Below are 19,897 nucleotides of genomic sequence, written 5' to 3'. Positions count from 1 at the left end.
TGATCGTATTCCCGCATTCACAACCCCTCGGTATTTCATGTTCAGTAAAACTAATTTGCTTAAGTGCTTGTTTAAATTTAGTTTACATTTTGAATTTAGGGTTATGGATGATTCGGACTCTTTGACATTTGGACGCTTAGACATTTGGACATTTGGACACTTGGATATTTGTACAATTTACTGACTGATAACTGACAACCGATAACCAATTTATGTTGCAGTTTAATTTTGACCACTTACTTTCTTTATTTGCAGGACGCTGAAAAACAGAGTTTGTGTTTTTTTTGTGGTTGGTTTACCGCTTTTTTTGTTGATGGAAAAATATCAGAAGGCTGACGGAGAAAAATGACCAAGGAATTTGTTTCATTAATCCATCAAAAAGCATTATTTTCGCCACAAATTTTATTGCAATGAAAAAGATAATGATATTAGCCATTTGCATGGCTTTTTTAGCTGTTGTAAAGGCTCAGACTTCTGATGAACTGAACGCTTGGAATGATGTCAATGTATACGAAATCAACAAGTTATATCCGCGTGTAAATGTCGTTCCGCAAGGAGATTATTCCATTTCGCTCAATGGCAATTGGAAATTCAATTGGGTTGACAATCCATCGAAAGCGCCAGAGAATTTTTTCAAGGTTGATTATGATGCGTCGTCATGGAACACTATTAAAGTGCCGGCCAATTGGGAGCTGAATGGTTTCGGTGTGCCGATTTATGTCAATGTCAACAATGAATTTCGTCCCAATCAGCCACCGTTTGCTCCGACTGTCGATAATCCTGTAGGTTGTTACATCACTGATTTTGAGATTCCAGAGACGTGGAATGGCTGTCGGATTTACATTAATTTCGGTGCTGTGAAATCGGCTTATTATGTTTGGGTGAATGGTCAGTTTGTGGGCTATACTGAGGACGCTAAGACCAATTCCGATTTCGATATTTCCAAATGTTGTCAGATAGGGAAGAACCGCCTTGCCGTGAAATGTTATCGTTTTTCCAATGGCTCTTATTTTGAGTGTCAGGATTTTTGGCGCTTGAGCGGCATTGAACGCGATGTGAAAGTATATGCAAAACCCGAACTCAATATCTACGATTATGAAGTCCATGCCGGGCTTGACAAAACTTACGAAAACGGCGTTTTGTCAATTGATGTAACGGTTCAATCAACGAAGCAGAAGATACAGAAAAACAGCGAATTGATTGCTGTTGTTTGGAGCGGTGATGTCCAATTTTGCTTGAAGAAATCATTGAATGACTTGAATTTTAATCTGGCCGACGATGGCTATTATTATGCCAAGACAGTTCTTGAACCAGCCAAAGGGCAAAATGTCGGAAAAGTCAGGAAATGGTCGGCGGAAGAGCCGAATCTTTATGATATGAGTCTCTCCATTTTGGACAAAAAAGGCAACGTGATTGAAACCTTGACAAACCATATTGGCTTCCGTACTGCCGAAGTCAAGGATGGCAAGTTTTTGGTGAACGGGCAGTATGTTTTAATAAAAGGTGTGAACCGTCACGAGCACGACCCATATACGGGTCATGCCATTACGCGTGAACTCATGGAAAAGGATATGGCCATGATGAAACGTTTGAATATCAACACGGTGCGCACTTGCCACTATCCCGATGACCCGTATTGGTACGAGCTATGCGACCGCTACGGGATGTATGTTATCGACGAAGCCAATGTGGAATCACACGCGCAAGGTTATGGTGAAGCGAGCCTCGCCAAACATGAAGAATGTCAAGGTATGATTTGGTCGCGCAACCGCAATATGTTGGAGCGTGACAAGAACCATCCGTCTGTAATTATGTGGTCGTTGGGCAACGAATGCGGCAATGGAATCAATTTTGAATATACTTATCGGTGGATGAAAAAACGTGATGCTTCGCGTCCGGTCATTTACGAACGTGCTTGCTTGGATTGGAATACGGATGTCGTTGGTTTAATGTATAGTAGTACCGATTATTTGAAGCGTTACGTTGAGGAAAGAATGGATAAATTCCATCGTCCGTTTATCATGGTGGAATATTGTCATGCCATGGGCAACAGCATGGGTGGTTTGCAGGATTACTGGAACCTTATTGAACAGCATGAACAATTGCAAGGCGGTTGCGTTTGGGATTGGGTTGACCAAAGTTTCATTGTCTACGATGCTACCAAAAAGGTGAATTGGCTGGCTGTTGGTGGCGACCTCGGCGAAGCCTACGGTGTGGGCGACGACGATAGTTTTTGTGCCAATGGCATTATACAGAGCGACCGCACGCCGCATCATCATGCAGCCGAGGTGAAGAAAGTTTATCAGCAGATAAAGTTCAAGCCTGTTGATGTTACGACTGGCGAATTTGAGGCAAAGAATTGGTTTTCATTTACTAACGCAAATGCATTCAATTGCCATTATGTGATTTTCTCAGCCGAGCGCATTTTGACGAAAGGAGAAATCGAACTGAACATGAAGCCTTTTGAGACGCAAAAGATATTTGTTCCACGTTTGCGCATTTACGGTCATCAGGGCGAGGAATTTTTTGTGCGTTTCTCGGTCACTTTAAAAGAAGACCATCCGTTTATGATAGCGGGGACGGAGATCGCCTACGACGAATTCAAATTGGATTGGCCGTCGGAAGAACGCCATGCCGTTGAGATTGCCGATGATGCCCAACCGCTTGAATTACATGTTTATCCGTCTGATTCGGCCATGGTTGTCTCCAATAACAGGTTTTCCGTTTCATTCGATACCAATACGGCTGAAATATTGGAATATGAATACGAAGGCAAGGATTTGTTGGAAGGTAACCTCAGGCAAAATTTCTGGCGTGCTCCGACTTTGAATGATAAAGTTGACGGTTGGGCTTTGCCGCGTTGGAAAAAAGCTGGACTTCAACATCTTACCCCGAAATGTGAATATGCTCATGCCGATTATGCAGGGGACGGATCGGTTTATTTCCAAGCCACGGTTGGGCTTTATGATATTGCAGGGAATAGGCAACTTCTTGTCAACGAATTCTATCTCATTGATCAGGAAGGAAACATTACTTTGAAAAATCGTATAGAACCAGATGCTACCGTGACAAGTTTTCCGAAGATCGGTATGCAGATGAAAATATCTGATGAGTATCAGAATGTTATGTATGCTGGCAGAAATGCAGAAAACTATCCTGACCGTAATGCGGCGGGAAAGTTTGGCCTTCATGTGTTGAATGCTTTCAACATGTTTGAACAGCATCCCGTTCCTCAGGATAACGGCAACCGCGCCGATGTGCGTTGGCTGACCATCATGAATAAAGACAATGATTTCGGCCTGTTTGTCACCATGGATGAACCTTTCAATTTCAGCATGTATAATTACGACGATGACAATCTGACGGCAGCCGAGCGCATCAATAAGTTGGAGCCGCAAGACGATTTCACTTTCAATTTGGATTATAAGCAGGCTCCACTCGGTACAGCAACCTGTGGCCCTGGCGTTGATGAACGCTATGTGATTAAAAACCAGGTTTATGAGTATTCGCTTCGTTTCAAGGGAATCAATCTGGAGGAAGAAGACCCGTTTAACCTTTATGCGCAAGATGCTTTTTGCATAGACGAAATGATTCTGCCTGCGCCAAAAATTACGACAGACTTGCAACGTGTTTTCAATCATCCTGTTACGGTTAGCTTGAGTTGCGATGACCCAGAGGCAAAAATCTATTACACACTTGATGGCAAGGAACCTACGAAAAAATCGAAACTCTATAAGAAGCCATTTGTGATGGATGGTAGTTGCGAGTTGAAAGTCAAGGCGATAAAGAATCACGCTTTGCCTTCGTTCACTACTCATCAGCGTTTTGATATGCTTCCTATTTTGAATACGACCTACAAAGATGCTCCGTCAATTCGTTATGGTAAAGATGCCGACATTGCCTTGATGGATGGAAAAAAAGGCTTGCCTGGTGATTACTACAACGATTGGCTTGGCTTTGATGGCAAGGATGTGGAAGCTACAATGGAATTGTCTAAACCTTTGAGCTTCAATACGGTGAAAATCGGTTTCTGTCACGAACCTAACGATTGGGTGATGTGGCCGAAAAGTGTAATGGTCAGTTTCTCGAATGACGGTGAAAACTATTCCGAATGGCAGCGTGCATCACTGCCTGTGTACGATGGCGTGGATAAGATGGCGGGCAAGGGTAGGGTAGAGGCTCGCGCCAAAGTCAAGGCTGAAAAAGTGAAGTTTATCCGTGTAAGGGTGGAAAGCTATGGCACACTTCCCGAATGGCATCCTAACGCTGGCGAAAAGGCTTGGATTATGGTTGACGAGGTGGAAGTAAAGTGATTTTTCTCAACAATTGTTCCGAATTTGAATGGGTTCTTCATGCGAAATTTTTCGTTGCGAAATTTTTCGCAAATATAGGATGTTTTTTCATATTACGATTGTATTTAGAACATTTTTTACTACGAGCCATTTACTTGTCCTCCGACAATTTCGTGTATGACCCGAAGAAATACCTGCAAAAAAGTAGAGACGTTGCGCGCGACGTCTCTACATAAACACCATAAAATTCCAATCAGTTTATTTCACCAAGCACTCATCCAAGTCCTTGGTGATGGCTTCCTTGTCGATGTGCTGGCCGATGAAAACCAGTTTCTGCATGCGGTCGCCGTAACGGTCGTCCCAGTCGCGGCGCAAGTCGGGATTGCTGGCCATCATCTGCTTCAGTTCGTAAGGCGGCATGGTGGCGAACCACTGTCCCACCTCGCGGAGCTGAATTTGTTTGCCGGCCTGCTCGAAGATGTAGCACATGTCGTAGTCGCTCTGGAAATAGCAGATGCCTTTCACGCGAATGACGTTTTTCGGCATCTTACGGGCGACAAACTCATCGAAACGACCCATGTTGAGCGGTTCGCGGCGGTAGTAGACGAAAGTGCCAATGCCGTATTCCTCCACTTCCCCACCCTCGTGTTCATGGTCATGATCGTGGTGATGATGGTGATGTCCGTGCTCGTGTTCATCCTCATCATCGTCGTCATCATGGTGATGATGATGTTCATGTTCTTCCTCCTCATCGTCATCATCGTGGTCTTCAATCATGCGGTCTTCAACGCCACGAATCCAGCCTGCCGAACCGGCCACTTCGTCGAAATCGAAGAGATGGGTGTTCAGGATTTGGTCGAAATCGACATCGCCATAGTCGCACTCGATGATTTCAGCCGTCGGCTGCAAGGCGCGAATGATTTCCTTGATGCGTCCCAATTCCGTTGGCGACACTTCCGAAGCCTTGTTCAGCAAAATGATGTTGCAGAATTCAATCTGCTGGATGACAAGACTTTCCAAATCTTCCTCGCCGATATTTTCTTTCACCAGATTGTCGCCACAGCCAAACTCGCTCTGCATACGCAAGGCATCGACAACGGTCACGATGCAATCCAAGCGCGGCGTGCCGAATCGCGTAAAGGCGTAGGCCATTTCGGGCATGGAGCAAATCGTCTGGGCAATCGGTTCCGGCTCGCAGATGCCGCTGGCTTCGATAACAATATAATCGAAACATTTCTGGCGCATGAGGTCGACGAGCTGTTCCACGAGGTTCATCTTCAATGTGCAGCAGATGCAGCCATTCTGCAAGGCAACGAGGCTGTCGTCCTCCTGGTTGACGACACCGCCCTTCTGAATGAGGTCGGCATCGATGTTGACTTCGCCTATATCGTTGACAATCACGGCAAACTTAATGCCTTTGCGGTTCGACAATATGCGGTTGACTAAAGTGGTTTTGCCACTGCCCAGATAACCTGTCAGCAGCAGCACGGGAGTTTCCTGATTCATATATTACACAAATTTATTTTTCGGACTGCAAAACTACGCAAAAAGCGAAGACTATTGGCCTCAAATCATGCAAAATCAGTTATCGGTTTTGTCAACGGGATAAGTGGCAAAACCTAACCATAACGAAAAATAAAACATAAAGTTTATAATTTTTACAAAACTAAACCAAAAATTCAAAACAGTTTGCGTTGACTCAGCGAGCAGATAGGGAATAAAACTTTCCAACACATACATAGCGCCAAAAACAGCAACAAGAACTTTAAATTGACGCTTCATATCACTTGTTAAAGCAAAAACCACAAAGCAAATTATTATGACCAGATTCAAAATTGAAATGGCTGAAATAATTACTGTAACAATTTGAATATTAGTAATAAAATTACACATTCCACTAACAGAAGTCAACAAAGACAAGACACATGCCGTGAGCAAAAAAGATTGAGATAAAAGTCGTAGTTTCTTACATGTTATTGCAGCATAAAGCATAAACGCGAAACCAGCAGTATTCATCAAAACATTCAAAGAATAACTAAGGACATTGATTGAATAACCGCCATTCATTTTTGCCATAAAAAACTGCGACCAGTCGTAGAGAAGATAATGCTCCAGAAATACGAGTGCCCCATTAACTAAAAAAACCAACACCAAGAGGAAAGAGCCAATGTTTCCGTATTTTTTAAATTTATCCATAACCATGTTAGTTTCAATAACAATCGCAAAATTAGCATTTTTACCGGCAGCTTTCATCATTTGATACAAATATTGTTTTTGGCCGCTGGCTAAAAGCTAATGGCTAACAGCTAAAAGCCAATAGCCAGCGGCCAGCAGCCAATTTTCCCCACCACAAACCACAAATTTTTCCAAATAATTTGACTATCTTTGCCGCCCAACTGATTTTACGATGATAGATTTACTGAAAGACTTAAACGATCCTCAACGTGAGGCTGTTACAACAGTGGAAGGCCCCGTGATGGTCATTGCAGGCGCTGGTTCAGGCAAGACACGCGCCCTCACCTACCGCATCGCCTACATGATTAGCGAAGGCATCGACGCATTCAGCATCATGGCCCTGACCTTCACCAACAAGGCGGCACGCGAAATGAAGGAACGCATCATGCAACTCGTCGACGCCAGCGAAGCACGCAACGTGTGGATGGGCACTTTCCACTCCATTTTCGCCCGCATTTTGCGTATCGATGCCGAAAAGATAGGCTTCACGGCCAATTTCTCCATCTACGACACTGATGACTCAAAGGCGCTTATCAACCAGATTCTGAAAGACTTGCAACTCGACCCGAAGGCCTATCCCGCCAAGCAGGTGCTTTCGAGAATATCATCGGCAAAATCGAGCCTTTACTCGCCTGAAGACTATGCCAACGATGCCGAAATTCAGGAAGCCGACCGCAAGGCCAACAAGCCGCTCATCGGGCAACTTTTCAAGCTCTACAACGAGCGCATGCACCGCGCCAACGCCATGGATTTCGACGACATCCTCTATTTCACGAATGTGCTTTTGAGAGACAATCCCGATGTCTTGTATAAATACCAGAACCATTTCAAGTACATTTTGGTCGACGAGTATCAGGACACCAACTATGCGCAATACCTTATCATCAAGCGCATTGCAGCCTTGTTTGAGAACATTTGCGTGGTCGGCGACGATGCCCAGAGCATCTACGCTTTCCGTGGCGCCAACATCCAGAACATCCTCAATTTCAAGAACGATTATCCCGACTATAAACTGATTCGTTTAGAGCAGAATTACCGCTCGACGCAAAACATCGTCAATGCCTCAAACGACATCATTGCGCACAACAAGGACCAAATCAAGAAGAAAGTATGGAGCGACAAGGAAGCCGGCGAACTCATCGGTTTGCTGCACGCCGCCTCCGACACCGAGGAAGGCACTTTGGTAGCCAATTCCATTTTCGGCTACAAGATGCAGCGTCAGCTCGACAATAAGGATTTTGCCGTGCTTTACCGCACCAATGCCCAGTCGCGTTCCATCGAAGACGCCTTGCGCAAACAGAACATACCTTATAAGATATATGGCGGCCTCTCGTTCTACGACCGCAAGGAAGTGAAAGACCTGCTGGCCTATTTCCGCGTGGTCATCAACCCCGAAGACGAACAGGCTTTGCTGCGTATCATCAACTATCCGGCACGCGGCATCGGCAAGACAAGCATCGAGCGCCTGATGGTGACGGCAAACCAATACAACACAAGCATTTGGCGTTGCATCACCAACAACGTGTTTCCCCAGGATTTCAACATGGGCACCATCAACAAGATCCGCGACTTCGCCATCATGATTCAGAGTTTTCAAAGCCTGCAAGAGAAGATGAACGCTTTCGATCTCGCCAAACACATCACCAATTCAATCGGGCTTATCAAGGTTTTGAAGGAAGACGATTCCCCTGAAGGCGTTTCGCGTGTCGAAAACATCGAGGAACTGCTCAACGCCATCATGGAATTCAGCGACAAGCAAGTCGACGAGACCACAGGCGAAACCGCCCGCGTCGATTTGGTGCAGTTCATGGAAGATGTCGCCCTGCTCACCGACAGCGAAATGAAGAAAGACGAAGGTGAAGCCGATTGCGTCAGCCTGATGACCATTCACTCTGCCAAAGGCCTTGAATTTCCATACGTTTACGTGGTCGGCATGGAAGAAAACCTTTTCCCTGGCATTCTCAGCCTCAGCACGCGCGAGGAACTTGAAGAGGAACGCCGACTGTTCTACGTGGCCGTCACCCGCGCCATGACGAAACTCACCTTGAGTTATGCCGAGACGCGCTACCGTTACGGCAACCTCACCCTCAGCGAACCATCACGTTTCATCTCGGAAATCGGAAGCAACCTCATCGAGCAGACACGAAAGGCCTCATTCAGAGGCACTTCTTCGGGGCCAAGCCTGAGAGGTTTCGGCACACGCCAAAGCGAAAATCCGAGACGCACCTTTGAAAAGATTGACATGCCAACGCGCTCAACTTCATCATACTACACTTCGGGTGGAAGCACAAATGCCGCTGCATCAGCCGATTTTGAGCCATCGAATCCCGATTTATTGCAGGAAGGAATGCGCGTCCAGCATCAGAAATTCGGTTTCGGCACCGTGGTCAGTTTGGAAGGAGCCGGAGCAAACAAAAAGGCACACATCCATTTCGACACCGATGGCGACAAGATGCTCATGCTGAAGTTTGCTAAACTAAAGATTGTCAATAATTAACAGAATATAAATAGATTCGGCTTCGCCGAAGAAATCTTTCAAAAATCTTGTATTAAAATCATTCAAAAATCAAAGTTTGCTTCCACAATCAATTTTCAAATCGAATAAACAAACAACGATTTTTGACAGATTTTTCGATTTGATTTTTGAAAGATTTAACTACGCTGAATGCAAAGCATTTCTTGTCGTGAGGCAATCCGAAAATCAACATCAAGATAATATCAAAGTTTTTTTACTACTTTTGTCCCCAAATTTGAATATCATGGATCAAACCGGATTAACATACAACACCGAAAAGAAGCAAATCATCATTTCGGAATACGGCCGCAACATTCAGGAAATGATTGCCCGCGTGGTAGAAATCGAAGACCGCAAGGAACGCACGGCAGCAGCCAACAAAATCGTCAGCATCATGGCGCAGATGAACCCACAAGTCAAGGAATCAAGCGATTACCTGCACAAACTTTGGGATCACCTGTTCATCATGTCGGAAGGCAAACTCGACGTCGATGCACCATTTGCACCTCCGAGGATTTCGACAAAACAATCAAAGCCTCGCCACATCGATTATCAGAACAACAAGATTCATTACGGACATTACGGCCAGTATATGATAAAAATGATTGAGACCGCTTCGCAAGAAGAGAATGATGAAGTGCGCGAAGCCCTTGCTTATTCATTGGCCAACCAGATGAAACGCAATTATTTGGAGTGGAATCGCAGCGTTGTCAACGACATGTTGATTATCAACGATTTGAAAATAATTTCAGAAGGCCGTTTAGTTCTCCCTGAAGATGCCAAACTGACGCTTAGCAGCGAAATCCTGCCAAAGGCTCAGTCGCAGCAGCAAAAGCAGAAGCAGAAAGGCAAGGCGCAACAGCCACAGCAAGGCCAGAAAAAGAAAAAAGTGCCGAACCTGAAGGCCAACATGAACAATCCGAACAATCCTGCGTATAAGAAAAAGGGATAGTTCTAAGTGGAAAGTGTTAAAGTGGAAAGTTTAAAAGTTAGGAATTAGTGAGGAGTAGTTAGCTCGTTGAGCTTGTCAAAACGGCGATTCAAAAGTGGAAAGTTTTGAACTAATTTGAACTTTTTAATACTGATTACCGATAACTGAAAACCGACAACAAAAAAGAAAAATGGGTAGTTTTAGAATACAAGGCGGCTGCAAACTCCAAGGAGAAATCGTTCCCCAAGGCGCGAAGAACGAAGCCATGCAGATTATCTGTGCCAGTCTCTTGACCGATGAGCCAGTGACTATCAACAACTTGCCGAACATTCTCGACATCAACAACCTGATTGGATTGCTGTCGGACATGGGCGTCAAGGTTGAACGTCCTTCCTACGACCAAGTCACCTTGCAGGCTAAAGACATCGATTTCAGTTATTTCCAGACGCAAACATTCTGCGAAAAAGCAGCCAAATTGCGCGGCAGCGTGATGATGCTCGGCCCAATGTTGGCCCGTTTCGGGAAAGCCTACATGCCCAAGCCTGGTGGTGATAAAATCGGTCGCCGTCGCGTCGACACGCATATCATCGGCTTGCAGAATCTGGGTGCAGAATTCAACTACAACACCAACCTTTGCTACGAAGCCACGGCTCCTAAAGGTCTGAAAGGCACCTATATGCTTTTGGATGAAGCCTCCGTCACTGGTACGGCCAACATCGTCATGGCAGCAGTCATGGCCGAAGGCGAGACCACCATTTTCAATGCTGCTTGCGAACCTTATTTGGTGCAGCTTTGCAAGATGCTCGTCAGCATGGGCGCACAAATCGACGGCATTGGTTCCAACTTATTGAAAATAAAAGGTGTCAAACAACTGCATGGCACCACACACCGCTTGCTTGCCGACATGATTGAAGTCGGAAGTTTCATCGGCATGGCCGCCATGACCGGTTCCGAAATCACCATCAAAAACGCTGGCATTCAGCAATTAGGACGCATCCCTGATGTATTTAGAAAGATTGGCGTCAAGATGGAATTCCGCGTCGACGACATTTACATTCCTGCTCAAGAACATTACGAAGTCGACACTTTCATGGACGGCAGTATCCTCACCGTTGCCGATGCCCCGTGGCCTGGTTTCACGCCCGACTTGATCAGTATCGTCTTGGTGGTCGCCACCCAAGCCAAAGGCACGGTTCTCATTCACCAGAAAATGTTTGAAAGCCGTCTGTTTTTCGTCGACAAACTCATCGACATGGGCGCACAAATCATCCTTTGCGACCCACACCGTGCCAACGTCATCGGATTGGACAAGCATCACAAACTGAGAGGTTTGCGCATGAGTTCGCCCGACATCCGTGCCGGCGTGGCCTTGCTCATTGCAGCCATGTCAGCCGAAGGTACCAGCATCATCGACAACATCGACCAAATCGACCGCGGCTATCAGTTCATCGACCAACGTCTGAATGCTTTGGGAGCTAAGATTGAGAGAATATAAATTTCATTTTATTGCAGAAAAACGGACAAAATAGGCTATTTTTATTGCAGAAAAATGGCAAAAATCAGCATTTTTGTTGCAGAAAAATAGATAAAATCTTCAAAATCGTTGCAGAAAAACGGTAAAAAATAGTAAATTTTATTGCAGAAAAACGGATAAAATTGATTTTTTTACTGAAACTCAAACATAAAACGTGACATTTTGTCAAACGAAGTAGATTGGCAAACCTTTTGATAAAACCAAGTGCATTTTTAATTATCAAACAGCAATGGAAGAAAACAAAAACACTGAAATTCAAGACGATGAAACCTTAAAGGAGAACATCGAAAATATGGAAGCCGAAGAAACCGTCACTGAAGAAAAACAGGAAAACACTGTTGAAGACGCTTCAGATGACAAACAAAAGCGACATAAAGGCAGACACGCCCGCGAAAAGGAACTTGAAAAAGCCATTGAAGAAGGGAAAGTGAAGTTTGCTGAACTTAATGATAAGTTTCTCCGTATGTTTTCCGAGTTTGACAACTACCGCAAACGCACGGCAAAGGAAAAACTTGACATGGCCGCCACCGCATCGGAAGGTGTCATCAAGGATTTGCTGCCTGTTTTCGACGATTTTGAACGCGCCTTGCAAAACATGGAAAAGAATGGCAACGAAGCCGACTTACAAGGTGTCACATTGATTTTTAATAAATTGAAGAACACCTTAAAGGCAAAAGGTCTGGAAGAAATCGAAGCCATGGGCGCAGAATTCAACACCGATGAACACGAAGCCCTGACACTGATTCCGGCTCCAACGGAAGATCAGAAAGGCAAAGTGCTCGATGTCATCCAAAAAGGTTACAAACTGAACGGCAAAGTGATTCGTTTCGCCCGCGTGGTGGTTGGAAATTAAATTGAATAATCGGTTTTCAGTTTTCAGTTCACAGTTTTCAGTTTATACTGTTTATTCAGAAACCGATAACCGAAAACTGGCAACCGAAAACCAACAAAAAACAAAGAATTATGGCTGAAAAAAGAGATTACTACGAAGTGTTAGGTGTCAGCAAGAGCGCCACACCCGAAGAGATAAAAAAGGCTTACCGTCAGTTGGCCCTGAAATACCACCCTGACAGAAACCCTGACGACAAGGATGCCGAGGAGAAGTTCAAAGAAGCGGCTGAGGCTTACAGCGTTTTGAGCGATGAAAACAAACGAGCCCGCTACGACCGTTACGGCTTTGCCGGCATGAACGGCGGCAGCGCCAGTGGCGGAGGTTTCGGTGGCGGTTTTGGCGACTTCGACCTGAACGACATCCTGAACAGCGTGTTTGGCCGAGGTTTCGATTTCGGCGGCTTCAACTTTGGCGGTTTTGGCGGCGGTAGCGGTCGCGGTGGCGTTGCCCGTCAGCGCGGTTCCAACATCCGTGTCAAGGTGAAACTCAACCTTCAGGAAATCGCCAAGGGCGTGAAAAAGAAAATCAAAGTCAACAAATATGTGACTTGCGACCATTGCCACGGCAGCGGCTCGGAAAACGGTGCAACCGAAACCTGCCCGACCTGTCACGGCAGAGGTCAAGTCGTGCAGACCGTCAATTCTTTCTTTGGCGCCATGCAAACGGCATCGGTCTGCCCTACCTGCGGCGGAACGGGACAAATCATCAAGAACAAGTGCAAGCACTGCCAGGGCGAAGGCATCATGAAAGGTGAGGAAATCATCGACATCGAAATACCAGCCGGCGTTGGCAACGACATGCAGCTCACCGTGCGCGGCAAAGGCAATGCTGGTCCGCACAACGGCATCAACGGCGATTTGATTGTCGTCATCGAGGAAGAAGAAAGCAAGGAATTTGAACGCGACGGCAGCAACCTGATTTACAACCTTTTCCTGACCATCCCGGAAGCCATTCTCGGTACACAGGCCGAAGTCCCGACCATCGATGGGAAAGTCCGCGTGAAAATCGCCCCTGGCACGCAAAGCGGAAAGGTTTTGCGATTGAGAGGCAAAGGCTTGCCGAACATCAACAGTTACGGCAGTGGCGACATGTTGGTCAACGTGAACGTCTGGATTCCGAAGAAAGTGACCAAGGAAGAAGAGAAAATGCTGGAAGAACTTGCCAAATCGGAGAATTTCAAACCCAATCCGACCGACGAGGAAAAGAGTTTCTTCAACAGGATTAGAGATTACTTTAATTAGACTTGTGGACTATTAGACTTGTGGACATTTTGACCAAACAAATCAGAAACACTCAAGAATACTAATTATCAAACTATCTAACCGCCCAATTGTCTAACCCGTCCAATTGTCTAAGTGTCTAAGTGTCAAATTGTCTAATCGTCAAATTGTCTAATCGTCAAAACATCACTCCCATGAACATCTCCGTTCAAAATGTCACAAAGCGTTATGCCAACCATCTGGCTCTCGACAGCATCTGTTTGGAAGTGCCCGAGCAAAGCATCTATGGCCTTTTAGGTCCAAACGGAGCCGGCAAGACAACGCTCATCAGAATTCTCAATCAGATTACCGCCCCCGACAGTGGCGAAGTGCTTATTAACGGCGAAAAACTTGCGCAAAAGCACATCGCCACCATCGGTTATTTGCCGGAAGAACGTGGTTTATACAAGAAAATGAAAGTCGGCGAACAGGCCATCTATCTTGCCCAACTGAAAGGCATCAGCAAACCCGAAGCCATAAAACGCCTTAAATTCTGGTTCGAGAAATTTGAAATCGGCAACTGGTGGGACAAGAAAATCGAGGAACTCAGTAAGGGAATGCAGCAAAAGATTCAGTTCATCACCACCATCATTCACGAACCGAAAATCCTCATCTTCGACGAGCCTTTCAGCGGCTTCGACCCCATCAACGCCAATTTGCTGAAAGAATCCATTCTGGAGTTGCGACAAAATGGAGCAACCATCCTTTTATCGACCCACAACATGGCTTCCGTTGAGGAACTTTGCGACAGCATCACATTGATAAACAACGGAAAACGAATCTTGGAAGGCCGCGTCAACGACATCAAACGGCAATTCGACACACACAACAAGGAAGTCAGAATCCGCATCAGAGACAAATCGAAACTGCAAGCATTGACCGACACCTATAACAATATAAAGGTGTGCAATGAAGGCGACGAGACGCTTCTGACCTTGGAAAATCCCGACAGCGAACTGATTCACAGCATCATTGATTTAGGCGAATTGGTTTCATTCAAGGAACTGTTGCCCTCAATCAACGAAATTTTCATTCAGGAAGTGCAATCCAAAAACCGAGCATCATGAACAAGATTGGACTCATCATCAAGCGCGAATACCTGACCCGCGTCCGCAAACGCAGTTTCATCATCATGACTTTTCTCGGTCCTATCCTTTTGGCCGCCTTATACATCGTTCCCATTCTTTTGGCATTAAATTCAGGCGAAGACCGTCGGACCATTGCCGTTGTCGACGGAAGCCATTGGTTTGAAGACCGGTTCACCAACAACGCAGAGCAGACTTTCATCATCGTTGAAGGTCAGCCTATCGACTCCGTGAAGGGAATGGTCAATCAAGGTGCTTTCGACATGGCACTTTACATTCCTCCGACCCAACTCAATGTGCCATCTAATGCCATTCTTTACAGCAAACGGCAAGTTCCGCTCAACATTGACACCTATATTCGGGAGGTAATGAAGAAGGAAATCGAGGAGCAGAAACTCTTAGCCTCGGGCGTCGACCCCGACATTGTCAATGCCGTTAAGACCGACATCAACCTTTCGGTGATGCGCATGGACGACGAAGGCAATGAAAAAGAGACATTTACGGAGGTGCAATTCATTTTAGGCATCATTCTGGCAACACTAATCTACTTCTTCATCATCAATTTCGGCGGACAGGTGATGAATGGCGTGGCAGAAGAAAAGACGAACCGCATCATCGAAGTGATTATCAGTTCCATAAAGCCATTCCAACTGATGATGGGCAAAATCATTGGCGTTTCGCTTGTCGCCTTGACCCAATTCGTGATGTGGGTTTTGCTCACCGGCGCCATTTACTTTGGTTTTTCGGCAGCCGTCGGCATTACCCATCCTGAAAGCATTTCAAGCGGAACGGTAATGACGCAAAGCATTGACACAACGGACATTATGAGCAACGAAACCATTCAGCAAGTGGTCAGCATAGCCAACAGCATCGATTTCGGCACCATAATCCTGTGCTTCGTCATTTTCTTCATTTGCGGCTACCTGCTATACGGCACACTGTTTGCCGCCATCGGTTCGTTGGTTGACAACAATACTGATTCACAACAATTTACGCTACCAGTCACAGTACCACTCATCGTTGCGCTCATTGCCTCGTTCTACATCATTAACAATCCCGACGGACAATTAGGCCTTTGGCTCTCGATGATACCCTTCACCTCCCCCATCACGATGATGGTCAGGATTCCGTTTGGCGTGCCAATCTGGCAGATAGCACTTTCAGTGGCTTTGTTAGTCGCGACATTTGTCTTTATGACCTGGTTTGCCGCAAAAATCTACCGCACAGGCATCCTGATGTACGGCAAAAAACTTTCTTACAAGGAAATTTTCAAATGGTTAAAATATAAATAAATATAAATCAATAAATTAAGCACTATTACGGGATTTTTTTAAATAGTAAAATGAAAAGCATTTTCAATTATTTTTGGGAATTGAAAAGAAATGTTCTATTTTTGCACCCTCCAATAGTGTGGAGAAATAAGAAGAAAATACAATAATAAATTAAAAGTCAAATAATTAAATTAGTTTAAAATGCAACACAAAGGAGCAATTAGAGCGTTAGCTATCATCTTCGGATTGATTTTCCTCTATCAGCTGTCATTCACTTTGGTGACTAAGAGAGTTGAAAAGAAGGCAGTCAAGTTTGCCGAAACAGAAGCTAGCAAGCTGGCAAATGGAGACGAGTCACAACTCGAAGCCTTGAAAGAGACGAAAGAGACTTACTATTTAGACTCGGTGAGCAACACGAACGTTTACAACCTCTTATTCAAGAAGTTCACTTATCGTGATGCAAAAGAAAGAGAAATCAATTTAGGTCTGGACTTGAAGGGCGGTATGAACGTCACCCTTGAAGTTTCCGTTAAGGACATTGTCAACGCACTGTCGGGCCATTCACAAGACCCAGTTTTCCTCCAGGCTATGGAAGAAGCCAGCAGAGGTTTGGAAAACAGTGAAGGTGACTTCGTAACTTTGTTCGGCGAAGCTTACGAAAAAATCGATCCTAACGCAAAACTTGCTTCAATTTTCCTGTATGAATTCAAAGACAAAGGCATCACCGTCAATTCAACGAACAGCGAAGTGCTGAAGGTCTTGAAGGAAGAAAGCGATGGCGCCATCGACCGTTCCTACCAGATTCTGAGAACCCGTATCGACCGTTTCGGCGTTGCACAGCCTAACATCCAGAAATTGGAAAACTCAGGCCGTATCCTCGTCGAACTGCCTGGTATCAAGGATCCAAAGCGTGTCCGCAAACTTTTGCAAGGCACCGCTCAGTTGGAATTCTGGGAGACCTACAACTTCAACGAACTCGCTCAGTATTTCGATGCTGCCAATGCTAAGATAGCTGAAAATAACAAGGCTGCCAAAGACTTGAACGCCAACGAAGCTGTTGAAGAAGAAGTTGTCGAAACTGAAGAAGCTCCAGCAGCCGAAGGCGAAGAAGCCGTTGCTGCTGAAGAAGAAAACGTTGAAACAGAAGTTGCTGAAGCCGACAGCACCGCTGAAGCTGACCTCCTCGAACAGATGAACGAAGAAGGTGAAGAAGAACTTTCAGAAGACGAACAGCTTAACAAGTTCGCTGAAAACAATCCTCTCTTCAGCCTTCTCCAACCTTCATTCTATCAGAACGAAGCTGGTCAGGTAGTTGCTGGTCAGACAGCCCGCGTCGGTGTCGCTCAAGTGAAAGATACCGCTGCCATCAACAAAATGTTGGCTGATACCAGAAACCTCTTCCCACGCAACCTGAAGTTCGCTTGGACCGTTAAACCAGAAAAGGGTCAGAACGATGTTGAATTCCTCGACCTCGTTGCCCTGAAGATGTCTCGCGACGGCAAATGCGCCCTCGGTGGTGAAGTCGTCACCGACGCACGTCAGGACTTCGGTCAGCAGAACGATGTGGAAGTCACCATTCAGATGAATGCTGAAGGTGCCAAGATTTGGAAGCGCCTCACAGGTGAAAACATCGGCAGACAGATTGCCATCGTCCTTGATGACTATGTCTACAGTTATCCAAACGTTAATGATGAAATCGCCGGTGGCCGTTCATCCATCTCTGGCGGTGGCATGACCATTGAAGAAGGTCAAGACTTGGCCAACATCCTGAAGGCTGGTAAATTGCCGGCTCCAGCACGTATCCTTGAAGAACAAGTGGTAGGTCCTTCACTCGGTAAGGAAGCCGTTCAGAAAGGTATGTGGTCAATGGTATTTGCCTTCATCCTCGTTCTGGTTTACATGGTGTTCTTCTACAACAAGTCAGGTCTCGTAGCCGATATCGCTCTGTTGGTGAACGTATTCTTCCTGTTTGGCGTTCTCGCTTGCCTCGGCTCAGTTTTGACACTGCCTGGTATCGCTGGTATCGTCCTCACCTTGGGTATGGCTGTTGACTCGAACGTCATTATCTTTGAACGTATCAAGGAAGAAGTCCGCAATGGCAAGGGTTTGAAACTCGCCATCGAAGAAGGTTACAAGAATGCTTATTCAGCCATTATCGACGGTAACGTCACCACCTTGATTACCGGTGTCATCCTTATCATCTTAGGTACTGGCCCTGTCCACAGCTTCGCTGTCACCCTCTGCGTCGGTATCCTGACATCACTGTTCACCTCTATCTTCATCTCAAGACTTATCTTTGCCCGTATGCTTGAAAAGGAAAAGGACATCACCTTCACCACCAACGCTACCCGCAACTTCTTACAGAATACGAACTTCGATTTCATCGATTTCCGCAAGACCGCTTTCATCATCGCTGGTATTTTCGTAGTCATCAGTGTTGGTTCTCTCGCTTTCAGAGGCCTGAACCTCGGCATCGACTTCAAGGGTGGCCGTAACTATGTCGTTCAATTCGACGACCCATCTATAAAGGTTGAACAAGTCCGCGATGCTTTGACTGATGTCAACATCGACAAGGCAGCCATCCACAACGCTCTTGAAATGAGAGAAGATCAGGAAATCAAGGATTGGTCAACTCCAGAAGTCAAGACATACGGTACAAACGGTCAGGTGAAGATCACGACCAAGTTCTTGATCGAAAACGACAATCAGGCTGTTGATTCAGTTCTCCAAGTCATCCTCTACGATAATTTGAAGGGCCTCTATAAGCAGCAACTCGCCATGAGCCAGTTCTCATCAGAAGACGAAACCGTCGGTATCCTGAGTACTCAGAAAGTCGGTGCTACCATCGCAAGCGACGTTACCCGCAAGTCCATCATCGCCATCATCGTTGCATTGGCCCTGATGTTCTGCTACATCGCCGTCAGGTTCAGAAAATGGCAGTATGGTCTCGCTTCCATCATGGCATTGGCACACGATACCATCCTCGTGTTGGGTATGTATTCGTTGTTCTACAACGTCTTGCCATTCACCATGGAAGTCGACCAGAGCTTCATCGCTGCCGTTCTGACCGTCATCGGTTACTCCATCAATGCTACCGTGGTTATCTTCGACCGTATCCGTGAGAACGTCAACAACCACCCGAAGGCTACATGGAAAGAAAACATGGTCAACGCAGTGAACAGCACATTGACACGTTCCTTCAACACCTCAGGTTCAACCCTCGTCGTGTTGCTGGCCATCTTCATCTTTGGTGGCGACACCATCCGCGGCTTCATCTTCGCCCTGCTGGTTGGTATCATTGCCGGTACATTCTCTTCAGTGTTCCTCTCAACTCCATTCGCTTATGTCCTGATGAAGGGTAAGGAAAAGGATGTGGAAATTGAAGAAAAGGCACAATCTTCAAGAAGAAAATAATATCTAAAATATTAACCTTCAATCTGCTTGCAAAAATCCCGCCAAACGGCGGGATTTTTTTTGCAACATTCCGCCAAGGCGGTTGACAGGAAATGCGGAGTATATTTGACGAGTAAATTAGGAGTAAATTTTTATCGGGAAACAAATCATTGATTTTACCGTCGTCATCCTCGCGTGTGCGGGGACGGTTGTCGATAACAATCATCGTCAAGCCGATGCCTGCAACAGAGTTGGAAGGATTTTGGGTCGATGAGCCTACGGCGGAGCAGCAAAAAATGAATTAATGATAATTTGTGGCCAATTCGTGGCAATTTTTGTTTGAAAAAAATATGTTCCGCCAAGGCGGTTGACAGTAAATGCGGAGTAAATTCCAGATTAAATATGGAGATTCCCGCCTTCGCGGGAAAGACGCTTCACGTCAGCCAAATCTGTAGAAATTCATGCGCTTGCGCATTAATAAATATATCTG

At 45.7% G+C, this 19,897-nt stretch carries 11 protein-coding genes; 9 read left to right on the top strand and 2 right to left on the bottom strand.

What is annotated here, in order from left to right:
- Positions 1-410 precede the first annotated feature (410 nt).
- Positions 411-4,313 carry a glycoside hydrolase family 2 TIM barrel-domain containing protein gene (locus tag AC06MN_RS10450; RefSeq protein WP_475672321.1) on the top strand — a complete coding sequence of 1,301 codons (3,903 nt, stop codon included), beginning with the start codon at positions 411-413 and terminating at the stop codon, positions 4,311-4,313.
- 237 nt (positions 4,314-4,550) lie between these two features.
- On the opposite strand, the gene AC06MN_RS10445 is transcribed toward AC06MN_RS10450, so the two are convergent.
- On the bottom strand, positions 4,551-5,798 hold the full coding sequence (locus AC06MN_RS10445; RefSeq protein WP_475672320.1) for a CobW family GTP-binding protein: 1,248 nt from the start codon (positions 5,796-5,798) through the stop codon (positions 4,551-4,553).
- A gap of 75 nt (positions 5,799-5,873) precedes the next feature.
- Positions 5,874-6,548: a hypothetical protein gene (locus AC06MN_RS10440; protein WP_475672319.1), complete on the bottom strand. Its 675-nt coding sequence runs from the start codon at positions 6,546-6,548 to the stop codon at positions 5,874-5,876.
- 151 nt (positions 6,549-6,699) lie between these two features.
- Between AC06MN_RS10440 and AC06MN_RS10435 the strand changes: the two genes are divergently transcribed.
- From AC06MN_RS10435 to secDF, 8 genes are all read left to right on the top strand, one after another.
- On the top strand, positions 6,700-9,024 hold the full coding sequence (locus AC06MN_RS10435) for an ATP-dependent helicase (protein WP_475672318.1): 2,325 nt from the start codon (positions 6,700-6,702) through the stop codon (positions 9,022-9,024).
- Between the two features lie 262 nt (positions 9,025-9,286).
- Entirely contained in the window at positions 9,287-9,994 is a 708-nt protein-coding gene (locus tag AC06MN_RS10430) for a DUF4290 domain-containing protein (protein WP_475672317.1), read from the top strand.
- 169 nt (positions 9,995-10,163) lie between these two features.
- On the top strand, positions 10,164-11,468 hold the full coding sequence (murA, locus tag AC06MN_RS10425) for a UDP-N-acetylglucosamine 1-carboxyvinyltransferase (protein WP_475672316.1): 1,305 nt from the start codon (positions 10,164-10,166) through the stop codon (positions 11,466-11,468).
- Positions 11,469-11,736: 268 nt separating this feature from the next.
- Entirely contained in the window at positions 11,737-12,360 is a 624-nt protein-coding gene (locus AC06MN_RS10420; RefSeq protein ID WP_475672315.1) for a nucleotide exchange factor GrpE, read from the top strand.
- A 110-nt stretch (positions 12,361-12,470) separates the two neighbouring features.
- Positions 12,471-13,640, top strand: coding sequence for a molecular chaperone DnaJ (gene dnaJ / locus AC06MN_RS10415; protein ID WP_475672314.1), 1,170 nt, complete (start codon positions 12,471-12,473; stop codon positions 13,638-13,640).
- 173 nt (positions 13,641-13,813) lie between these two features.
- Positions 13,814-14,725 carry an ABC transporter ATP-binding protein gene (locus tag AC06MN_RS10410; RefSeq protein WP_475672313.1) on the top strand — a complete coding sequence of 304 codons (912 nt, stop codon included), beginning with the start codon at positions 13,814-13,816 and terminating at the stop codon, positions 14,723-14,725.
- Positions 14,722-16,035, top strand: a complete 1,314-nt coding sequence (locus tag AC06MN_RS10405) for an ABC transporter permease (protein ID WP_475672312.1) — start codon at positions 14,722-14,724, stop codon at positions 16,033-16,035. Before AC06MN_RS10410 ends, AC06MN_RS10405 begins: the two co-directional genes overlap by 4 nt.
- Positions 16,036-16,215: 180 nt before the next feature.
- Positions 16,216-19,428, top strand: coding sequence for a protein translocase subunit SecDF (secDF, locus tag AC06MN_RS10400; RefSeq protein ID WP_475672311.1), 3,213 nt, complete (start codon positions 16,216-16,218; stop codon positions 19,426-19,428).
- Positions 19,429-19,897 lie beyond the last annotated feature (469 nt).

The sequence above is a fragment of the Candidatus Limimorpha sp. genome (assembly GCF_056203535.1).
The sequence above is the reverse complement of the archived record's forward strand: the minus strand, read 5'-3'. Positions and strand labels throughout refer to the sequence as shown.

Bases quoted from the DNA above. Each gene is read 5' to 3' on its own strand.
- AC06MN_RS10445 (WP_475672320.1), bottom strand. From the start codon at position 5,798: ATGAATCAGGAAACTCCCGTGCTGCTGCTGACAGGTTATCTGGGCAGT.
- AC06MN_RS10420 (WP_475672315.1), top strand. From the start codon at position 11,737: ATGGAAGAAAACAAAAACACTGAAATTCAAGACGATGAAACCTTAAAG.
- secDF (WP_475672311.1), top strand. From the start codon at position 16,216: ATGCAACACAAAGGAGCAATTAGAGCGTTAGCTATCATCTTCGGATTG.
- dnaJ (WP_475672314.1), top strand. From the start codon at position 12,471: ATGGCTGAAAAAAGAGATTACTACGAAGTGTTAGGTGTCAGCAAGAGC.
- AC06MN_RS10440 (WP_475672319.1), bottom strand. From the start codon at position 6,548: ATGATGAAAGCTGCCGGTAAAAATGCTAATTTTGCGATTGTTATTGAA.
- AC06MN_RS10435 (WP_475672318.1), top strand. From the start codon at position 6,700: ATGATAGATTTACTGAAAGACTTAAACGATCCTCAACGTGAGGCTGTT.
- AC06MN_RS10405 (WP_475672312.1), top strand. From the start codon at position 14,722: ATGAACAAGATTGGACTCATCATCAAGCGCGAATACCTGACCCGCGTC.
- murA (WP_475672316.1), top strand. From the start codon at position 10,164: ATGGGTAGTTTTAGAATACAAGGCGGCTGCAAACTCCAAGGAGAAATC.
- AC06MN_RS10410 (WP_475672313.1), top strand. From the start codon at position 13,814: ATGAACATCTCCGTTCAAAATGTCACAAAGCGTTATGCCAACCATCTG.
- AC06MN_RS10450 (WP_475672321.1), top strand. From the start codon at position 411: ATGAAAAAGATAATGATATTAGCCATTTGCATGGCTTTTTTAGCTGTT.
- AC06MN_RS10430 (WP_475672317.1), top strand. From the start codon at position 9,287: ATGGATCAAACCGGATTAACATACAACACCGAAAAGAAGCAAATCATC.